Annotated in this window: 19 protein-coding genes; 11 read left to right on the top strand and 8 right to left on the bottom strand. The window is 60.1% G+C overall.

What is annotated here, in order from left to right:
- Nucleotides 1-20: 20 nt before the first annotated feature.
- Together coaD and ACIONG_RS14630 are read left to right on the top strand one after the other, a co-directional pair.
- Nucleotides 21-473 (top strand): pantetheine-phosphate adenylyltransferase, encoded by a 453-nt coding sequence (gene coaD, locus ACIONG_RS14635; protein WP_401300538.1) that lies wholly within the window; start codon nt 21-23, stop codon nt 471-473.
- Between the two features lie 161 nt (nt 474-634).
- On the top strand, nt 635-886 hold the full coding sequence (locus ACIONG_RS14630; RefSeq protein ID WP_003195146.1) for a YfhL family 4Fe-4S dicluster ferredoxin: 252 nt from the start codon (nt 635-637) through the stop codon (nt 884-886).
- A gap of 151 nt (nt 887-1037) precedes the next feature.
- Here the strand turns inward: ACIONG_RS14630 and ACIONG_RS14625 are convergent, their stop codons facing one another.
- From ACIONG_RS14625 to ACIONG_RS14615, 3 genes are all read right to left on the bottom strand, one after another.
- On the bottom strand, nt 1038-1361 hold the full coding sequence (locus tag ACIONG_RS14625; protein WP_213026860.1) for a multidrug transporter: 324 nt from the start codon (nt 1359-1361) through the stop codon (nt 1038-1040).
- Nucleotides 1362-1430: 69 nt separating this feature from the next.
- Complete coding sequence (gene mutM / locus ACIONG_RS14620; protein ID WP_103304332.1) at nt 1431-2243, bottom strand: bifunctional DNA-formamidopyrimidine glycosylase/DNA-(apurinic or apyrimidinic site) lyase; 813 nt, start codon at nt 2241-2243, stop codon at nt 1431-1433.
- Between the two features lie 12 nt (nt 2244-2255).
- Entirely contained in the window at nt 2256-3068 is an 813-nt protein-coding gene (locus tag ACIONG_RS14615) for an HDOD domain-containing protein (RefSeq protein ID WP_177431403.1), read from the bottom strand.
- A 228-nt stretch (nt 3069-3296) separates the two neighbouring features.
- On the opposite strand from ACIONG_RS14615, the gene ACIONG_RS14610 reads away from it, so the two are divergent.
- The 6 genes from ACIONG_RS14610 (at nt 3297) to ilvD (ending at nt 11098) form a co-directional block, all read left to right on the top strand.
- A complete protein-coding gene (locus ACIONG_RS14610) occupies nt 3297-3836 on the top strand; it encodes a type 1 glutamine amidotransferase domain-containing protein (RefSeq protein WP_401300433.1) in 540 nt (179 codons plus the stop codon).
- A 239-nt stretch (nt 3837-4075) separates the two neighbouring features.
- On the top strand, nt 4076-5272 hold the full coding sequence (locus tag ACIONG_RS14605; protein WP_007913577.1) for a class I SAM-dependent rRNA methyltransferase: 1197 nt from the start codon (nt 4076-4078) through the stop codon (nt 5270-5272).
- A 454-nt stretch (nt 5273-5726) separates the two neighbouring features.
- Nucleotides 5727-6800, top strand: coding sequence for a SagB family peptide dehydrogenase (locus ACIONG_RS14600; RefSeq protein WP_401300430.1), 1074 nt, complete (start codon nt 5727-5729; stop codon nt 6798-6800).
- Nucleotides 6797-7774 carry a diiron oxygenase gene (locus ACIONG_RS14595; protein ID WP_103304336.1) on the top strand — a complete coding sequence of 326 codons (978 nt, stop codon included), beginning with the start codon at nt 6797-6799 and terminating at the stop codon, nt 7772-7774. The genes ACIONG_RS14600 and ACIONG_RS14595 overlap by 4 nt, the downstream gene beginning before the upstream one ends.
- The gene (locus ACIONG_RS14590) at nt 7767-8999 is read left to right on the top strand and encodes an MFS transporter (protein ID WP_401300427.1); all 1233 of its coding nucleotides are present in this window, start codon (nt 7767-7769) and stop codon (nt 8997-8999) included. The genes ACIONG_RS14595 and ACIONG_RS14590 overlap by 8 nt, the downstream gene beginning before the upstream one ends.
- 257 nt (nt 9000-9256) lie before the next feature.
- Nucleotides 9257-11098, top strand: coding sequence for a dihydroxy-acid dehydratase (gene ilvD, locus ACIONG_RS14585; RefSeq protein WP_401300424.1), 1842 nt, complete (start codon nt 9257-9259; stop codon nt 11096-11098).
- Between the two features lie 164 nt (nt 11099-11262).
- Here the strand turns inward: ilvD and ACIONG_RS14580 are convergent, their stop codons facing one another.
- On the bottom strand, nt 11263-12324 hold the full coding sequence (locus ACIONG_RS14580; RefSeq protein WP_213026864.1) for a haloacid dehalogenase-like hydrolase: 1062 nt from the start codon (nt 12322-12324) through the stop codon (nt 11263-11265).
- A gap of 241 nt (nt 12325-12565) precedes the next feature.
- Between ACIONG_RS14580 and ACIONG_RS14575 the strand changes: the two genes are divergently transcribed.
- Complete coding sequence (locus ACIONG_RS14575) at nt 12566-13957, top strand: L-cystine transporter (RefSeq protein WP_401300421.1); 1392 nt, start codon at nt 12566-12568, stop codon at nt 13955-13957.
- Between the two features lie 120 nt (nt 13958-14077).
- On the opposite strand, the gene ACIONG_RS14570 is transcribed toward ACIONG_RS14575, so the two are convergent.
- Nucleotides 14078-14590 (bottom strand): dihydrofolate reductase, encoded by a 513-nt coding sequence (locus ACIONG_RS14570; protein WP_401300418.1) that lies wholly within the window; start codon nt 14588-14590, stop codon nt 14078-14080.
- Between the two features lie 85 nt (nt 14591-14675).
- On the opposite strand from ACIONG_RS14570, the gene ACIONG_RS14565 reads away from it, so the two are divergent.
- Both ACIONG_RS14565 and ACIONG_RS14560 read left to right on the top strand, forming a co-directional pair.
- Entirely contained in the window at nt 14676-16055 is a 1380-nt protein-coding gene (locus tag ACIONG_RS14565) for a DUF2868 domain-containing protein (protein ID WP_401300415.1), read from the top strand.
- Complete coding sequence (locus tag ACIONG_RS14560) at nt 16048-17424, top strand: GTPase/DUF3482 domain-containing protein (protein ID WP_401300412.1); 1377 nt, start codon at nt 16048-16050, stop codon at nt 17422-17424. The genes ACIONG_RS14565 and ACIONG_RS14560 overlap by 8 nt, the downstream gene beginning before the upstream one ends.
- Before the next feature lie 129 nt (nt 17425-17553).
- Here the strand turns inward: ACIONG_RS14560 and ACIONG_RS14555 are convergent, their stop codons facing one another.
- The 3 genes from ACIONG_RS14555 to ACIONG_RS14545 form a co-directional block, all read right to left on the bottom strand.
- The gene (locus tag ACIONG_RS14555; protein ID WP_401300409.1) at nt 17554-18111 is read right to left on the bottom strand and encodes a phosphonate degradation HD-domain oxygenase; all 558 of its coding nucleotides are present in this window, start codon (nt 18109-18111) and stop codon (nt 17554-17556) included.
- Nucleotides 18111-19244, bottom strand: coding sequence for a TIGR03364 family FAD-dependent oxidoreductase (locus ACIONG_RS14550; protein ID WP_401300406.1), 1134 nt, complete (start codon nt 19242-19244; stop codon nt 18111-18113). The genes ACIONG_RS14555 and ACIONG_RS14550 overlap by 1 nt, the downstream gene beginning before the upstream one ends.
- Before the next feature lie 134 nt (nt 19245-19378).
- Complete coding sequence (locus ACIONG_RS14545) at nt 19379-20404, bottom strand: putative 2-aminoethylphosphonate ABC transporter substrate-binding protein (RefSeq protein WP_213026869.1); 1026 nt, start codon at nt 20402-20404, stop codon at nt 19379-19381.
- Nucleotide 20405: the final 1 nt, after the last annotated feature.

The following is a 20405-nucleotide window of genomic DNA, read 5'->3' as shown; positions in this document are numbered from 1 at the left end:
AAGATAAGTACACAACAAACATCTACACTAAAAACAACACACATTCCCAACACGACGAACTACCCAACAGCCTGTTCGACCATGTGATCATTGCCGTCGCCGCCAGCCCCAAGAAAAACCCGCTGTTCCCGCTGGAACAACGGGTTGAACTGGCTCGCGAGGTCACCAAACACCTGCCGAACGTGGAAGTGGTCGGTTTCTCGACGCTGCTTGCGCATTTCGCCAAAGAGCAGAATGCCAACGTGTTCCTGCGTGGTTTGCGTGCGGTGTCGGACTTCGAATACGAATTTCAGCTGGCCAACATGAACCGCCAGTTGGCGCCGGACGTGGAGAGCCTGTTTCTCACGCCATCCGAGCGTTATTCGTTCATTTCTTCGACGCTGGTGCGGGAAATTGCCGCGCTGGGCGGCGATATCAGCAAGTTCGTCCACCCGGCCGTGGCCGACGCCCTGACCCTACGCTTCAAGAAGTAAGCGCTGCCAAAGGCTCGGGCTGCGATCAGACGATCTTTTGCTTTTAAAGGATTGCAGTCGCGTGCCCTTGATCGCACCCGCGTGCACTGCGCTCGCCAATGCGGCACAATTGCGCGCATTGATTTATAGCGCCCGGGCCTGCCGCCCCGGCTGGAGTTAGCATGTCCCTGATCATTACCGACGATTGCATCAACTGCGACGTCTGCGAACCCGAGTGCCCGAACGCCGCCATCTCCCAAGGCGAAGAGATCTATGTGATCGACCCGAACCTGTGCACCCAGTGCGTCGGCCACTACGACGAACCACAGTGCCAGCAGGTCTGCCCGGTGGATTGCATTCCGCTCGATGAAGCGCATCCGGAGACTGAAGAACAGTTGATGGAGAAGTACCGCAAGATCACCGGCAAGGCCTGAGTCCTTCAGCGCCTGATCCGACGCCATCGCGGGCAAGCCCGCTGCCACAGGTTTCCGTGATGAAACACTAACCGTGTAAACACCAAAATCCCTGTGGGAGCGGGCTTGCCCGCGATTGGGCCATCAGAAACACCATTGACTCCGGAGCAGCTCACTCACGCTGCTCAAACCCCTCCCCCGTACACCCCAGACACCGCACAAACGCCGCTTTCGCCGGGTCCACGACCAGCGCCTGCCCTGCATCGCCAATCCCGCCACCCAACGCGGTAAATGGCAGCGACACAATAAACGCCCCCGCGCCAATCACCGTAGCCACCACCAGCAAAGGTCGGGCAATCAGCAAGTCGCCGATCATGGCGTAGGCCGGTGGATTCTGAATGGTGTAACGCGGATCACCACTGCCGTTTTCCGTGGCCTGAACAACCAGGCTGGAACACAGCAGCAGTGTTGCGAAGAGGACTTGCAAGGATTTCATGGCACGATCCTTCGGGCTGAACAGTGAGACAACTCACTATAGACCGTAGGACTTTTTCAGCCTTTTGCCTCAGGTCTGGCAGCGCGGGCAGAACACACTGGCGCGTTGCCCCAGCTTCACTTCGCGCAGACCGGTGCCGCAAACCTTGCAGTGTTCACCGCCACGACCGTAGACAAACAGTTCCTGCTGGAAATACCCCGGCTGCCCGTCGCCGCCGATGAAATCACGCAACGTGGTGCCGCCACGCTCGATGGCGGCGGCGAGGATGCGCTTGATCTCGATCGCCAGCTTCAGATAGCGCGCCCGGGAAATGCCCCCGGCCTCGCGACGCGGATCGATCCCGGCGGCAAACAGCGCTTCCGTCGCGTAGATATTGCCGACCCCGACCACCACCGCGTTGTCCATGATGAACGGCTTGACCGCCATCGAACGCCCGCGTGACAGCTGGAACAGCCGCTCGCCATCGAACAGATCAGTAAGCGGCTCCGGCCCGAGGCGAATCAGCAATTCGTGATTGAGCGGATCATTGCTCCACAACATCGCGCCGAACCGCCGCGGATCGGTATAGCGCAGGGCCAGACCCGACTCCAGCTCGATATCGACATGCTCATGCTTGAGCGCCGGCAACCCGACCTCGACCAGACGCAGATTGCCCGACATGCCCAAATGGCTGATCAACGTGCCGACCTCGGCATTGATCAACAGATACTTGGCCCGGCGCTCGACCAACACGATGCGCTGCCCCGAAAGTCGCACATCGAGGTCTTCGGGGATCGGCCAGCGCAGCCGCCGGTCACGCACGATCACCCGGCTGACGCGCTGGCCTTCCAGATGCGGAGCAATGCCCCGGCGGGTGGTTTCAACTTCCGGCAGTTCAGGCATGACGTCCTCGAATCAATGCGCGCCGAGGTCGCGGATCGTTTGTTTGAGGGTTTCGAAGTCGTAGTCCGACAGCCCTACGTAATCGAGTACCAGCGGGCCCACTGCGTTCCATTCGAAATCTTCGGTCTGATTGCCCAGCACTCGATACGAGGCGCAGATGTGCTCGGCCATCTTGAGAATCGCCAACAGGTTTTTCAGCTGACTGTTGCGCGACGACTCATCGCTGAAGATCGCCAAAGCATTGTGGTGATTGGCGATGGCCGCGCTGACATGTTCCGGCAGGCGCCAGGACTTGGCGGTGTAGTAGCCGACCACAGCGTGGTTGGTGTTGAACTCGGCGTTTTCAGTGTCCACCACACGGCATTCGGCGCTGGCATTCGCGTAAGCCTTTTCCAGTACCGACATGTAATTGGGGAACCGCTGCAACATCAACGGTACGCCGCAGTCGTGGAACAGGCCGAGAGCGTATGCCTCGTCGCCCGCCTGAGTGCCGATGCGCTTGGCCAGGGTCAGGCAAGTCATCGCCACGTCCTGCGCGGTGTCCCAGAAACGATTGAGGGTGACGATGGTGTCGTCGTTCATCTCGCCCTTGATCGACTGGGCATTGATCAGGTTGATGATCGAACGGCTGCCCAGCAGGTTTACCGCGCGCTGGATCGAAGTGATCTTGTTGCTCAAGCCGTAATACGGCGAGTTGACGATTTTCAGCAGCGCGCCGGACAGGCCGGGATCCTGGGCGATCAGCTTGGCGATCACCTCCAGATCCGGGTCGGGCATGTACTGCTCCATTTGCAGATCCACCATGATCTGCGGCTGCGCGGGCACGCTGATGCCCTGCAGGGATTGTTGAATCTGTTCGGTGGTCAGCTCTTGGGACATAAGTACACACTCTGGGACAGGCGGCGATTCTAACCCCTAAAAACCGCAAGACGACACACCAGTGGGCAATTGTCAGGAACTTTCATTCAGGCCCTGGCTTCGGACTCTGTAATGCCCGGCGGTTCATTTCGATCCCGTGGGGCGGCTATTTCCAACAGACTCAGGAGCTTATTGATGGCTACTTCACTCAACGGCAAGCGCGTCGCTTTTTTGGTAACCGATGGTTTCGAACAGGTCGAATTGACCGGTCCCAAGCAAGCGCTGGAAGAGGCCGGTGCGCAGGTCGACATCCTCTCGGCCGAGGCCGGCAAGGTTAAAGGCTGGCATCACGACAAACCGGCGGACGACTTCACCGTCGACCAGACTTTCCAGGCCGCCAGCAGCGAGCAATATGACGCGATCGTGCTGCCCGGTGGCGTCCAGAACTCCGACACGATCCGCATCGATCAGGATGCCCAGCATCTGGTCAAGACCGGCACTTCGGCCGGCAAACCGATTGCGGTGATCTGCCATGGCAGTTGGTTGCTGATCTCGTCGGGGCTGGTCAATGGCAAAACCATCACCAGCTACAAGACACTCAAGGATGATCTGGTGAATGCCGGAGCCAACTGGGTCGATCAGGAAGTGGTCAGAGACGGCCACTTGATCAGCAGCCGCCAGCCGGATGATATTCCGGCGTTCAGCCGAGAGTTGATCGACGCACTCTCTGATTGAACTGCCCTTGTGGCGAGGGGATTTATCCCCGATCGGCTGCGCAGCAGTCGCAAATCTGACAGCGCGAGATATCAGGCTTACCGTGTCAGACAGGTGCGACGGCTGCGCCGTCCGGCGGGGATGAATCCCCTCGCCACCGGTAAGCCCTATCACCATTGCTGTCGCGCCACATGTCCACTCACCAGCCAATCGTGCCGAGCAACACGGTATACTCCCGCTCTTTTTTCCGGAGCGACGTCATGTCCCTGCCTAGCTTGCGCCTCAAAGCCAACGCCGACCGTCGCCTGCGCGCCGGTCACCTGTGGGTCTACAGCAACGAAATCGATGTGGCCGCCACGCCACTGCACGGCTTCAACGCCGGCGATCAGGCGATCCTCGAAGCCGCCGGCGGCAAGCCGCTGGGCATCGTCGCGATGAGCCCGAACAACCTGATCTGCGCCCGCCTGCTATCGCGTGACACCAAGGTCGCGCTGGACAAATCGCTGTTGGTGCACCGCCTGAACGTCGCGCTGTCCCTGCGCGAGCGTCTGTTCGACAAGCCGTTCTATCGTCTGGTCTACGGTGATTCCGACCTGCTGCCGGGCCTGGTTGTCGACCGTTTCGGCGACATTCTTGTGGTGCAGATCGCCTCGGCGACCATGGAAGCGCATAAAGATGACGTGATCGCCGCACTGACCCAAGTGCTCAAGCCAAGCGGCATCCTTTTCAAGAACGACTCCGCCGCCCGTGACGCCGAAGGCCTCAACCGTTACGTCGAAACCGTATTCGGTCTGGTGCCGGAGTGGGTCGCGCTGGAGGAGAACGGCGTGAAATTCGAAGCACCGGTCATCCAGGGCCAGAAAACCGGCTGGTTCTACGACCACCGCATGAACCGCGCGCGTCTGGCTCCTTACGCCAAAGGCAAACGCGTCCTCGACCTCTATAGCTACATCGGTGGCTGGGGCGTGCAGGCTGCCGCTTTCGGCGCCAGCGAAGTGTTCTGCGTCGATGCCTCGGCTTTCGCTCTCGACGGTGTCGAGCGCAACGCTGCACTGAACGGCTTCGCCGACAAGATGACCTGCATCGAAGGCGATGTTTTCGAAGCCCTGAAAGAGCTGAAGGCCAGCGAAGAACGCTTCGACGTGATCGTGGCCGACCCGCCGGCGTTCATCAAACGCAAGAAAGACATGAAAAACGGCGAAGGCGCCTACCGTCGCCTGAACGAGCAAGCCATGCGCCTGCTCAACAAGGACGGCATCCTGGTCAGCGCTTCGTGCTCGATGCACCTGCCGGAAGATGATCTGCAGAACATCCTGCTGACCAGCGCCCGTCACCTGGACCGAAATATCCAGTTGCTTGAGCGTGGCGGTCAGGGCCCGGATCACCCGGTGCATCCGGCGATCGCCGAAACCCGCTACATCAAGAGCATCACCTGCCGCCTGCTGCCAAACAGCTGATCAATGCGGATGACGGGGAGCCAGCAGGCTCCCCGTTTGCTTTACGCCAGCCCATGCCAGTCAGGGCGCTATCTCTGCTTCAATAATCGACACTTCCTACACTTGCTTTCCTACTGACGTGCAGGATATTTCCTTACGTCTTTTAATTATTGAAACTTAGCCTACAAAGTCCAACTCCAGCTAAAGATCGCTCCGACAAAATTACTGGAATATTCCTACTTAATATCCACTTGCCAATAATCCATTACAAACTATTATGAAGTTGTCACCACGAGGTGACTTCGAATATCAATGAACAAGGAGTTCACATCATGAAAACCATTTATCTGGAAACCAACAAAATCGCCAACCTGGCTTTTCTGGTTGCCCCTAAAGCCCGCTAAATAGGGCAGGACGCCGGGAAGTGCCGGCAACTCGGCGTCCTTTTCGATTTTATCCAGAGTAAATAACCCACATGTACATAAACCCTTACCTGTTTATATTGCCGCGCTCGCCGGGACAAATAGTATGGAACTACAAAGATCATACCCAACACGAACTTGACCTTGATTATTCAATTCGGCTCACCCAACTAATCAACAACCCTGACCTGTTCGACACGCACAGCATAATAGACACACAACTATTAAGTGCGGGCATCCTAACCGTTTCAAAAATAGACAATCCACAATGGGGTTGGGATGAACTGTCGAAGATCTACCATATCGGTACGCAAAACATTCCCTGCGAACACACCCCCCAGAATATTCACGAGTGGTCCAGGCAATATCTTTCTCACTGCAACGAAGTCCTGGCGACCCCGGCTCCCGTGAAAGAACGCCAGCAGCAGGAAGCCGGGCAGCGCATCGCGTTGCCCCTCCCGCATGAATTGCGCGACGACAGCCTGGTTCACGCCCTGCTCCAGCGTAAAACCTGCCGCACCTATACCGGCGCAGCGATGACACTCGATGACCTGGGCACCCTGCTTTATCTTTCGCTCGGTTACCTGCGCGAGCGCGACGGGGACCGTGACGACAGCATCGCCGACGATCTCGGCGCACGCCGCAGCAGTCCTTCCGGTGGCGGTCTGAACGCCTGCGAAGGTTTTCTGCTGGTGCAGAACGTCGACGATCTGGAGCCCGGGATCTACGCCTATCAGCCGACCGACCATTCCATCAGTCGGGTCAATTCATTGCCTCAATCCGCATTGGGGGTTTTGCTCGCAGGCCAGCACTTCATCAACAACCTGCCGCTGGGCCTGTTCATCACCGCCCGATTCGATCGGCTCTGGTGGAAGTACGAGCACTCACGGGCCTATCGCATGGCATTCGTGGAAGCCGGTCATCTGTCGCAAACCTTTCAACTGGTCGCCACAGCACTTGGCCTCAACACCTGGTTGACCGGTGCGTTTGCCGACAGGCAAGTCGAAGCACTGCTCAAGCTTGAGGGAAGCGCGGAGCAACCGCTGTTCTTTGTCGGCTGCGGCGAAAGCGACGGCCAGGCGATGTGCCAGGAAATGCACGAACTGTTGCGCGAGGTACAAGCATGACAGTCTTGATTCCGGATCCGGCCGAAGTGCCTGTGTCATGGGCGCTTAAATTTACTTTGGGGGACTGGGACAGCCGCGCCTCGGTACGCACCAGCACCCACAACTATCAATTGCCGGACGACGTGCAGCAACAACTCGAAAGCCGCTACTGGTTTCCACCCGCCTTCCTGCCTTATCTCGCTCATCCAGCGATCCAGGCCGCAGGCCGCGAGGTGCTGCACCGCCTGACCGCCAACCATCTGGTGTACTTTCTCGACTACACCACCCTGCTCGAGCATCGCATCGTCAATCGCGCGGTTGAAGTCATCGCCCATCGGGAACTTCCCATTTATGTGCCGCTGGCGATGAAGCACGCAGCGCTGCAGCTCTACACCGACGAGGGCTACCACGCGCTGTTCTCCAATCGTCTCGCCGAACAGATCGCCACGCTTTATAACGTTGGCGGGCGCCCGGCGATACCCAAGCGCATCACGCGCATGAACGCACTGGTCGCCCGTACCCCGGAAAAGCAACGTTCACTGACATGGTTTCTGCTCGGTTTCGTTTCGGAAACCATCATTGCCCGGGAACTGCTGGACGTGTGCCGCGACAGTCTCGTGTCCAGTGTGAACGACATGCTGCGCGATCATCTGGCCGACGAAGCCCGCCACAGTCGCTATTTCGCTGAAGTGTTCCATTACCTTTGGCTGTCCATGAACATTCGCCAGCGCACATTTGTGAGCAAAACGCTGCTCGAGATCATCGGCATTTTCTTCGAGGCCGACGAACGCTGGCTGCAACAGAGCCTGCGTGGAGCGGGCATTGCCGAGAGCGATGTACGGAATATTGTCGGCAGCATGGCAACAGTGCAGGCCAGCCGTGCGCGTGCAAAATCAGGCTCCATCGCTACGCTGGATGCACTGCGCAAGGCCGGTTTCTTCGCCACGCCCCATAACCAGACACTTTTTTCCAAGGCAGGACTGATCGATGGATAAAGGAAAATCCGTGGTAACCCCCCGTCAGCGTCGCGGGGCTGTCAGCCTGTTGCTGGCGATGGTGCTGCTCGGCGCGTTCCCACTGGATGTCCTGCTTCCATCGTTTCCGGCACTGGCCGCGCACTTCCAGACAACCCCGGCGGACATCGCACTGTCGATCAGCCTGTTCGCCGTGGGCATCGCCTTTGCCCAGGTACTGATCGGCCCACTGTCCGATACGATCGGTCGCAAGGGCTTGTTGCTCGCCGGCATGAGCGTCTCGATGCTCGGTGCACTTGGCTGCGTGATGATCGACGATTACACGCTGTTCCTGATATTCCGTGTCGTACAGGCAATAGGGTGCGGTTGTTTCGTGCTGTCCCAGGCACTGGTGCAGGATCTGTTCGAAGGTGAAGAGCGTGATCGCCTGCGTATCCTGATGGTCACCGCCAGCGGGATCTTCATTTCGGTGTCGCCACTGGCCGGCACCTTTCTGCAAGCCACCCTTGGCTGGCGCGGCAGCTTCTGGGTATTTACCGCACTCGCAGCAGTCGTGCTCATCAAGGCCTGGCTGTTGCTGGACAACAGTCGGCCGGCCAGCGGTGGCATACGCCTGGGTTTCATTCAGTCGTACCGACGGGTACTGGGAAATTTCCAATCCGTCGGTTACTGGTTGATATCGGCGTTCGCCTTCGCCTGCCACTTTTCGTTCATCGTGATTTCGCCGCTGATTTTCATGGATCAGCTACAACTCGCGCCCTATGACTTTTCGCTGATTCTGCTGATTTACGGGGCTGCCTATATCGTCGGCGGCATTGTCGCCAGCGTGCTAAATCGCCGCATCACCCCAGGCCGACAAATCATTACCGGGCTGAGCCTGATCCTGCTGTCGGGCCTGGCCATGCTGTATCTGGCCGCCCATCATGCGCTGGCGCCGGCCACGGTGCTGATCCCGATGCTGATCTGCACGGCCGGCACCACCATCACGCGGCCTGCCGCCACCTCTCGGGCCATGGCGCTGTTTCCCGACAACGCCGGCACTTCGGCCTCGGCCGGTAGCACCATCATTTTTATCAGCGGCGGTTTGATCAGCGCACTGATCAGTCTGAGCCCGGCCAATCTGCAAGCCACGCTGGGTTACAGTTTTGTACTGCTCAGTTGCGTCGCGCTGGCACTCAACAGCGGGATCAGCAGGCGCTTGAGGAGCGTTCAGGCCAGTGCGCTGGTGCAACCTGGCAGCGAATGATCCTGCCGGTCGTCATGCCACACGCACCGTCGGCACTGGAACAATGCTTTGCGCCATTCCCTCCAGACGCCAGCGGTGTAGAATCGGCTGATTCATCGCCATTCATCCCCCGGCGGGTTTATGAGCTCAAGCTGAGACCAGCGGCGATCCCGCAACGTCATCGGCAACTTCACGGACACACGGCCATTTCTGAGTGTTCCAGACGTCAATAGAAGCTCACTCCCCTTTGATACCTGATTAGCCGCCCGGAGTGCTCCATGCCAGATTACCGCTCGAAAACATCCACCCACGGCCGCAACATGGCCGGCGCCCGCGCACTGTGGCGCGCCACCGGGATGAAAGATGACGACTTCAAAAAGCCGATCATCGCCATTGCCAACTCGTTCACCCAGTTCGTACCGGGCCATGTGCACCTGAAGGATCTGGGCCAGCTGGTCGCCCGCGAAATCGAACGCGCCGGTGGCGTCGCGAAAGAATTCAACACCATCGCCGTGGATGACGGTATCGCCATGGGCCACGACGGCATGCTCTATTCGCTGCCGAGCCGCGAGATCATCGCCGATTCCGTCGAGTACATGGTCAACGCCCACTGCGCCGATGCCATCGTGTGCATTTCCAACTGCGACAAGATCACCCCGGGCATGCTGATGGCTGCCTTGCGCCTGAACATCCCGGTGATTTTCGTTTCCGGCGGCCCGATGGAAGCCGGCAAGACCAAACTCGCTTCCCACGGCCTCGACCTCGTCGACGCCATGGTGATCGCCGCCGACGAAAGCGCTTCTGATGAGAAAGTCGCTGAGTACGAGCGCAGCGCCTGCCCGACCTGCGGTTCGTGCTCCGGCATGTTCACCGCCAACTCGATGAACTGCCTGACGGAAGCGCTGGGTCTGGCATTGCCGGGCAACGGTTCGACCCTCGCCACCCACAGCGACCGCGAGCAGCTGTTCCTGCAGGCGGGCCGTACCATCGTCGAGCTATGCAAGCGTTACTACGGCGAGAACGATGAATCGGTATTGCCGCGCAACATCGCCAACTTCAAGGCGTTCGAGAACGCGATGATGCTCGACATCGCCATGGGCGGTTCGACCAACACCATCCTGCACTTGCTGGCTGCCGCCCAGGAGGCGGAGATCGATTTCGACCTGCGCGATATCGACCGTCTTTCGCGCAGCGTTCCACAGCTGTGCAAAGTCGCGCCGAACATCCAGAAGTACCACATGGAAGACGTGCACCGCGCCGGCGGCATCTTCAGCATCCTCGGTTCGCTGGCCCGTGGCGGCCTGCTGCACACCGACCTGCCGACCGTGCACAGCCGCAGCATGGAAGAAGCCATCGCCAAGTGGGACATCACCCAGACCACTGACGAAGCGGTTCACCACTTCTTCAAAGCTGGTCCTGCCGGCATCCCGACCCAGACCGCGTTCAGCCAGTCGACCCGTTGGGAAACCCTGGATGATGACCGTGAAAACGGCTGCATCCGCAGCTTCGAACACGCTTACTCGCAAGAGGGTGGCCTGGCCGTGTTGTACGGCAACATCGCGCTGGACGGCTGCGTGGTGAAAACTGCCGGCGTCGATGAGTCGATCCATGTCTTCGAAGGCAACGCGAAAATCTTCGAAAGCCAGGACAGCGCCGTGCGCAGCATCCTCGCCGACGAAGTGAAGGCTGGCGACATCGTCATCATTCGCTACGAAGGCCCGAAAGGCGGCCCGGGCATGCAGGAAATGCTCTACCCGACCTCTTACCTGAAATCCAAAGGCCTGGGCAAAGCCTGTGCGCTGCTCACCGATGGTCGTTTCTCCGGCGGCACTTCGGGCCTGTCCATCGGCCACGCTTCGCCAGAGGCTGCGGCCGGCGGCGCGATCGGTCTGGTGCAGGACGGCGATAAAGTGCTGATCGACATCCCGAACCGTTCGATCAACCTGTTGGTCAGCGACGAAGAACTGGCTGCACGCCGGGTCGAGCAGGACAAGAAAGGCTGGAAACCGGTTGAGGTTCGTCCTCGCAAAGTGACCACCGCCCTCAAGGCCTACGCCCTGCTGGCGACCAGCGCCGACAAGGGTGCTGTGCGTAACAAGGCAATGCTCGACGGGCTGTAAGTTTTAGCCGCCGAATAAAAATGCCCCGCCAAGAGCGGGGCGTTTTTTTGCTTGGCTGAAATTGTTGGTGAGTATGAGGACCCCATCGCGAGCAGGCTCACTCCTACAATTGAAATGCGTTCCCCTGTAGGAGTGAGCCTGCTCGCGATGGGAGCGACTCGGTCTTACTGAATCTCTTCAGGCTTGACGATCACCCAGTTCTTGTCCGCCGTCACCGGCAAACCTTCTTTGGCCTGCGCCGCCGCGTGCTTGGCCATCATGCCGTTCAACTGGGTCATGTATTTGTCCTTGCGGTTGACCCACAGGTGAATGCCGCCCTTGGCCACGTCAACATCGTGGAACAGCATGTAACCGTCGCTGGTCGGGGTATCGCCACCCACCAGTACCGGTTTTTTCCATTCGTCGATGTAAGTCAGAATCGCCGCGTGCTTGCCGGCCATCCACGTTGCTGGCGTCCACAGGTACGGCGTCAGTTCGAGGCCAAGGTTGGCCTTCTCGTCATATTTGCCGGCGGTAATCTGCTTGCGCGCAGTGGTCAGTTCGTTGGTTTCGCGGTTCTTCAGCAACGTGGTCACGCCGATGACGTTCTGCGGTTTGACGTTGTAGCCATACTTCGGATCGGCCGCGACCATGCGCACCAGTTCTTCCGAGGCCGCAGTCATCACGTAGACCTCGATGCCGTTCTCCATCAGCTTGTTGTACAGCTCAACCTGGCCGGTGAAGATTTTCGGTGGTTGAACGTCGAGGTTCTTCACCACATCGCCTTCGTAATAAGTCGCCGGCACCGGTTTGCCCGAGGCCATCAGCTCATCGACGTAGCCTTTGAGTTCCTTGAGGGTGAAGCCGGAGAACACCTGCGCCACCCACGGGTAGCAGACCATGTCGTCGACTTCGCAGAGGCGATAGTAGTAACTGAACAGGCTTTCCTTGTGGTCGGCGGTGTCCTTGAACGGCATCAGCTTCAGGGAGGGATCGAGCTTGTCGCGGGTGATCAGGCCCTTGTTTTCCATGAATGGCAGCAAGGACTCTTCGAGGTCGTAGCGGTAACTGGTGTTGTCCATGTCGAACACTGCGTAGTTACCCTTGTTGGCGTTGGCGGCGATCATCGCGTCCAGTGCCTTGGCCTGATCCGCCGGCCAGTGTTTGAGGTCGGTGGCGAAAGCCTGACCGGCCAGGCCCAAACCTACAGTCAGTGCGACAGCCAGAAATTTCGGTGCGAACTTCATCGATGCTTTCTCCCTGAGCTAAAGACATCGACGCTAACAAATATGTGTGACAGTCCTCGTCTGTCAGCGACCGCTCACGTCCCCATTGCGCCAAATGCATTGCCGAGAGCGACATGCGCTTATTCCAAAAACGACGGAAGACCTTCAATTTCGGTATTAAATCATTGCAAATCAAACTGTTAGGCTTGCCGGTTAGCAGCAGCCCCGGAAGGCTGTTGGCACAGTCTTACCTGGAGATCTCATGAATCTACCGTTGATTCTCAACCTGCTGGTGTTCCTTGCCCTGCTCTTCGGTCTGGCGCAAACTCGCCACACCACCTGGAGCCTGGCGAAAAAAGTCCTACTCGCGCTGGGATTGGGTGTTGCGTTCGGTGTTGCGCTGCACACGATCTACGGTGCTGGCAACCCGGTGCTGAAAGCCTCGATCGGCTGGTTCGATCTGGTTGGCAACGGTTACGTGCAGTTGCTGCAAATGATCGTCATCCCGCTGGTGTTCGCCTCGATCCTCAGCGCCGTGGCGCGCCTGCACAACGCTTCGTCGTTGGGCAAGATCAGCTTCCTGACCATCGGCACGCTGCTGTTCACCACGGCGATTGCGGCGCTGATCGGTATCGGCATGACCAATCTGTTCGGCCTCACCGCTGAAGGTCTGGTCGCCGGCACCCAGGAAATGGCCCGTCTGCAAACCATTCAGACCGACTACGCCGGCAAGGTTGCCGACCTGAATGTGCCGCAATTGCTGCTGTCGTTTATCCCGCAGAATCCGTTCGCCGACCTGGCGCGGGCCAAGCCGACCTCGATCATCAGCGTGGTGATTTTCGCTGCGTTCCTCGGGGTTGCCGCGCTGCAACTGCTCAAGGACGACGTCGAGAAAGGACAGAAAGTGATCAACGCCATCGACACCCTGCAAGCCTGGGTGATGCGTCTGGTGCGTCTGGTCATGAAGCTGACCCCGTACGGCGTGCTGGCGCTGATGACCAAAGTGGTCGCCGGTTCCAACCTGCAAGACATCATCAAGCTCGGCAGTTTCGTGGTGGTGTCGTACCTCGGCCTCGGTCTGATGTTTGTCGTCCACGGTTTGCTGGTGTCGGCGGCCGGGATCAACCCGCTGCGTTTCTTCCGCAAGATCTGGCCGGTGCTGACGTTCGCGTTCACCAGCCGCTCCAGCGCCGCCAGCATTCCGCTGAGCATTGAGGCGCAGACTCGCCGTCTGGGGATTCCACAATCCGTTGCAAGCTTTGCCGCTTCATTCGGTGCGACCATCGGCCAGAACGGTTGCGCGGGCCTGTACCCGGCGATGTTGGCGGTGATGGTTGCGCCAACGGTGGGCATCAACCCGCTGGATCCGCTGTGGATCGCGACATTGGTGGCGATTGTGACCCTGAGTTCGGCCGGTGTGGCGGGCGTGGGTGGCGGTGCGACGTTTGCGGCACTGATCGTGCTGCCGGCGATGGGCTTGCCGGTGTCACTGGTGGCGTTGCTGATTTCGGTTGAGCCGCTGATTGATATGGGTCGTACGGCGTTGAACGTGAGTGGTTCGATCACGGCGGGTGCGATTACCAGTCAGGTGATGCAGCAGACCGATAAAGAGTTGCTGGATGCCGATGAGCATGCGGAACTTGCTCAGGCTTAAGGTCTTCTTGGCCTGATCTGGCCCTATCGCTGGCAAGCCGGCTCCCACAGTGTCCGAGGTGAAACACATATTGTGTGAACACCATCGATCCCTGTGGGAGCTGGCTTGCCAGCGATGCTTTTAAGCCTTTTCCCAGACTTCGAAGTTGTACGCCGGTTTATCGCCTTCCGCCGGATTCGGCACGTTCGACACCAGTTTCCACTGGTGCAAATCGAACTCCGGAAACCATGCATCGCCCTCCGGGCTCAGCGCCACACGGGTCAGATACAAGCGATCCGCATCGGCCAGCCCTTGCGCATACAACTGCGCCCCACCAATCAGCATCAACTCATCGACGCCCTGCTCTTTCGCCCACTCTTCGGCGCGAACCACGGCAGCCTCCAGCGACGGATAAACCTCCGCACCTTCGAGCACCAGGTCTTGCTGACGGCTGACCACGATGTTCAACCGGCCCGGCAGCGGACGACCGAGGGAATCCCAGGTCTTGCGACCCATGATGATCGGCTTGCCCAAGGTCGTCGCCTTGAAGTATTTGAAGTCCCCCGGCAGGTGCCAGGGCATGCTGTTGTCGACGCCGATCACACGGTTTTCACCGAGGGCTGCGATCAGGCTGAGGGGGAGTGATTTAGTCATGCCGGCGAGGATACCAGAGCCTCGCTTGACCCGATAAGCGCCACAGCGGTTATGCTCACGGCTCAATTGAGCGACGGGATGCCGCGTGACACAACTGACTCCACTGCAAAACCTCTGGTTGACCGAAACCGTGCGCCTGCGCGAAGAACACGCAGGTCCCCTGGATGATCTGGAAGCCAATCGCCTGGCCCGCGCGGCCGGCGGCGATCTGCCGAGCCGGATTCAGCGCCGTGCGCTGTGGCTGGCTGAACGTGACGGGCTGACGTCTGCACTCAAACACTGGCTGCAAGGCGCGCGTCTGGCACTGCTGTTAATGGCGGTGCTGGCCTGCGTGACCGGCGCCGGCATGGCGTTTTCCACGCTGGGTGACGGCACGCGACCGGTGAATATTTTCTGGGCGCTGGGTACGTTGCTCGGGGTGAATCTGATTTTGCTGTTGAGTTGGGCGCTGGGACTGTTGTTTGCCGGGGAACATGGCGCAGCACTCGGCCGGCTCTGGCTTTGGCTCAGCGAAAAATTCGCCCGTGACGCTAAAGCCGCGCAGTTGCCCCCAGCGTTGCTCGTCTTGTTGCAACGCCAAAAACTCAATCGCTGGGCGATCGGCACGCTGGTCAATGGCCTGTGGCTGCTGATCATGCTCAGCGCTTTGAGCATGCTGGTGTTGATGATGGCTGCCCGGCGCTATGACTTCATTTGGGAAAGCACGCTGTTAGGCGCCGACTTCTTCGCCGCCCTGACGGATGCGTTGACGGTCATTCCCCATGCCTTGGGTTGGAGTGCGCCGCGCGTCGACATGATTCGCGTGACCCTGGACACCGACTACAACCGTGCGTTGGTTCGCCAGTGGTGGGCCATCTGGCTGGTGGGCGCGGTGCTGATTTATGGGGTCTTGCCGCGTCTGATATTGATGCTGTTCTGCCGCTGGCGCTGGAAACGGGGACGTGACCGCTTGCATCTGGACCTGAACCTGCCCGGCTACGCGCAACTGCGCGAACGCCTGATGCCCACCAGCGAACGCCTCGGCGTCAACGACCCGGAGCCTGCGCAGATGCATCGCGTCGAAAGCGGCGTGGGTGAACTCGCCAGCGAAGGCGCGCTGATGGTCGCCATCGAACTCGATGAGCAACGCCCATGGCCGCCCGCCCTGCCGAAAAGCGTCAGCAACGCCGGCATCCTCGACAGCCGCGAATCGCGCAACAAACTCCTCGAACAACTGAGCCGCTTCCCCCCGGCACGTCTGGCCATCGCCTGTGATCCACGACGTTCGCCGGATCGCGGCAGCCTCGCCTTGATCGCCGAACTGGCACGCAGTGCGGGCGAAACCCGGGTCTGGCTGCTGCAAGCGCCACCCGGCGAAGCGCTGGACGCTGAACGCCTCGGTGACTGGCACATTGCGCTGCAACAACTGGAGTTGCCCTTCGCCGATTGCGCACCGCTGAACTGGCTGGAGACGGGTCATGACTGATACCTGGAAAGCGCCGCTAAAACTCGCGGTGGTCGGCCACACCAACGTCGGCAAGACCTCACTGTTGCGTACGCTGACTCGTGATGTCGGCTTCGGCGAGGTCTCCCATCGCCCAAGCACCACCCGCCATGTCGAAGGCGCGCGGTTGTCGGTGGACGGCGAACCGTTGCTCGACCTCTACGACACGCCGGGGCTGGAAGACGCCATCGCCCTGCTGGATTTTCTCGAACGCCTGGAACGCCCCGGCGAACGCCTCGACGGCCCGGCGCGGCTGGCGCGGTTTCTCGACGGCAGCGAGGCGCGTCAGCGTTTCGAACAGGAAGCCAAGGTGCTGCGGCAACTGCTCGCCTCCGACGCCGGTTTGTATGTCATCGACGCCCGCGAGCCGGTGTTGGCCAAGTATCGCGATGAACTGGAAGTGCTCGCCAGTTGCGGTAAACCGCTGCTGCCGGTGCTGAATTTCGTCAGCAGCGCCAATCATCGCGAGCCGGATTGGCGTGAAGCATTGGCGCGGCTCGGATTGCACGCATTGGTGCGTTTCGACAGCGTCGCGCCGCCGGAGGATGGCGAGCGGCGGCTGTACGAGAGTCTGGCGTTATTGCTGGAAACGGCGCGACCGCAACTGGAACGGTTGATCGCTGATCAGCAAGCCCAGCGCCTCGCCCGCCAGCAAAGTGCGGCGCGCCTGATCTCCGAATTGCTGATCGACTGCGCCGCGTGTCGACGCAGTGTGGTCAGTGAAGCCGAGCAGGAACAGCAAGCCATCAGCGAGCTGCGCAAAGCCGTGCGTCAGCGCGAACAGAAATGCGTCGAAGCGCTGCTCAAGCTCTATGCGTTTCGCCCGCAGGATGCGGCGGCGAGTGATTTACCTCTGCTGGATGGGCGTTGGGGCGATGACCTGTTCAATCCGGAAACCCTCAAGCAACTCGGTGTGCGGGTCGGTGGCGGCATCGCCGCAGGCGCGGCGGCGGGGGCTGGCGTCGATTTGCTGGTCGGCGGAATTACTCTCGGCGCAGCGGCGTTGGCTGGCGCGATTGCTGGCGGTGCGCTGCAAACGGCGCGCAGTTATGGCAGTCGCTTGCTCGGCAAGATCAAAGGCCAGCGGGAATTGACGGTGGATGACGGGGTGCTGCGGTTATTGGCGTTGCGCCAGCGGCAGTTGTTGCTGGCGCTGGATCAGCGTGGGCATGCGGCGATGGACGCGGTTCAGGTGGCGACGCCGCAGGACAAGACCTGGCGTGAGGGCAAGTTGCCCGAGGCGCTGAGCAAGGCGCGGGCGCATCCGCAATGGTCCTCGCTCAATCCGCAGGCGAAATTGAATCAGGCGGAGCGGCAGGAGCAGATTGAGTCTTTGGCCAAAGAGCTCTAGCGCCTGACCTGGCCCCTTCGCTGGCAAGCCAGCTCCCACAGTGTCCGAGGTGGAACACATATTGTGTGAACACCATCGATCCCTGTGTGAGCTGGCTTGCCAGCGATAGCCGCACCTCGGTCTAACGCCTCAAGCAGCCAAAAGTCGCGCCGCTTTGTCCTTCAAAACCCCAAGATCCATCACCGGCACCGCCGTTTCCTTGGCCAGCTCATCCCACTGCCGCATCCGCAGACTGACCGCACACAGCGGATCGCGCTCAAACGCATCCGCCTCGGCCTCGGTCATCACCCCGCCCTGATATTCCAGCGTCCGCCGACTCGCTTCACTCAAACGCTCGAAATACCCCGGCTCGCGTAAGGTCAGATACCGCTTGGCCTGCACGTGATATTCCACCAACCGTGCCAACCGCTCGCTGAAGCCGGCCTCACGCAAATAATCCGCGCCCAACCGTTCATGGCTGACCACCCCATAGCCGCCCATGCTCTGTGCACCTTCGGCACACAAATGGCCGATGTCGTGGAAGAACGCGGCGAGCACCACTTCATCATCAAAGCCTTCAGCCATCGCCAACTGCGCTGCCTGAGACATGTGCTCGATCTGCGATACCGGCTCACCGATGTAATCGCTGCTGCCGAAGCATTCATACAGCGCGAATACCCGGTCAACGACTTGCGCGTGATCTGCCATCAAACCTCCTCCAGCAACTGCGCCACGTTGCACTCGGCCATCGCCGGGCCGACGCTCATGCCGACGCCCGTGTGCATCAGCGCCACACTTAACCCCGGAGCCGGGCGCAAAAACGAAAACGGCCCAGGCCCCCGGGAACCATAGACGCCCTGCCAGCGCTCGACCACTTGCACCTTGCAGCCCAGCGTCTGCTCAGCCAGTTCGATCATCCAGTCGTCCACGTGCTCGGCGTTGAATGGCGATGGATCGCTGCCGTAATGGTGCGAGTCGCCGATGATCAACTCGCCGTACGGCGTCGGACTGATCAGCAGGTGGATACCGTTTTCATGCAGGTGCGGTTGCTCCCGAAGGATCTGCGCCTGCACCGCCGCCGCTTCCGGCAGGTCGGCAAAGGCGCCGTAGTGCACGCAGCTCAGGCCGGTGAGCAAGGCGTGTTGCAGATTCAGCTCGATCTGCGGTTTTGCGCGGAGCATTTGCAGACGGCAGATCTGCGGATCGAGCGTGGCAATCGGCTCGGCCAGCAAGGTCTGATAGTCGTGGCCGGAGCAGACAATGATCTGCTTGGCGCTGAAACGGCCGACAGTGCTTTGCAGGTGCCCCGGCTCGACATCGCGCACCAGCGTGGAGAAGTGGAATTCGACGCCGAGGTCGCGGCGCAGGTAGTCGATCAGCGCCGGAATCGCTTCGCGCGAGTACAACTGTTGATCGTCCATCCCGTGCAGAGCGGCGCGGTGATGGCTGAACTGGCCGTTGTACAAATCGCGCAGTGCCGCGCCGCGCAGTAGGTCGACGTTGTAACCGTGCTCGACGGCGCGACCGGCGCAGAAGGCTTCGAGCAGATGCTCTTCGGCTTCAGTGCGGGCGAACAGGTACGAGCCGTTGCGCTTGATTTGCAGGCCGGCGAGTTTTGCCCAGTCGCCCCAGATCTCGCGGCTGGCCTTGGCCAGTTCGAGCATTTGGCCTGGCGGCTGACCAGTGACCAGCGCCTGACCGAAGTTGCGCACCGAGGCGCCGAGGGGCGTGGCAGTGCGTTCGAAAACGGCGACTTTGAGGCCGCGTTTGGCGGCGGCGTAGGCGTGGGACAGGCCGAGAATGCCGGCGCCTACGATGAGCAGATCTTTGTGGTGTGTCATTTAGAGATGCTCTGAATGCGAGACCGCTATCGCTGGCAAGCCAGCTCCCACAGTTGACCGAGTTGTCCAGACGGACGCGGTCCAGTGTGGGAGCTGGCTTGCCAGCGATGAGGCCCTGTCAGTCGATAAAAATCTTACTTGGCGGCGACTTTCTCGGACTTGCCGTCATAGCGCTTGCGCCACTCGGTGAGGATCTCGTCGCGATTCTTCGAGGCCCAGGCAAAGTCGTTCTTGATCAAGCGCTGCTCGTAATCGGCCGGCAGTTCGGTCTGCGGCTTGGCGATGCCCGGCTGTGCAAGAACCGCGAAGTTCTCCTTGTACAGGTCCATCGCCTCGGCGCTGGCGGAGAAGTCCGCGAGTTTCTTCGCCGCGTCTTCATGCGGCGTGCCTTTGATCACGGCGGTCGCTTCGATCTCCCAGCCCAGGCCTTCCTTCGGCAGGATGATGTCCAGCGGCGCGCCCTGGCGCTTCAACTGTACGGCCGGGTATTCGAAGGAAATGCCGATAGGGAATTCGCCCGCCGCCGCCAGTTTGCACGGCTTGGAACCGGAGTGAACGTACTGGCCGATGTTCTGGTGCAGACCATCCATGTAGGCCCAGCCCTGCTTCTCGCCGAAGGTTTGCAGCCAAGCGCTGACGTCGAGGAAACCGGTGCCGGACGACGCCGGGTTGGGCATGACGATCTTGCCTTTGTACTCAGGCTTGGTCAGGTCCTGCCAGCTCACCGGTTTGCTCAAGCCCTGCTTTTCGGCTTCGACAGTGTTGAAGCAAATGGTTGCGGCCCACACGTCCATGCCGACCCAGGCGGGCGGGTTGGCAGCGTCGCGGTAGTTCGCGCCGATCTTGCCCAGATCCTTCGGCGCGTAGCTTTGCAGCATGCCCTGCTGATCGAGGATCGCCAGGCTGGAAGCCGCGAGGCCCCACACCGCATCAGCCTGCGGACGGGCCTTTTCGGCCAGCAGTTTGGCGGTGATGATCCCGGTGGAATCGCGTACCCATTTGATTTCGACGTCCGGGTTGGCCTTTTCGAAGGCCTCTTTGTAGGTCTTCAGTTGTTCGGCTTCGAGGGCGGTGTACACCGTCAACTCGGTTTTTGCCGCGAAGGCATTCAGGCTGAAAGTCGCGAGCACAGCAGCGGCCAGGGCCATAGGCTTGAACATG

The organism is Pseudomonas sp. NPDC087817, assembly GCF_044742875.1.
Taxonomy (GTDB): domain Bacteria; phylum Pseudomonadota; class Gammaproteobacteria; order Pseudomonadales; family Pseudomonadaceae; genus Aquipseudomonas.
This window is presented reverse-complemented; position numbering and strand designations above follow the sequence as displayed.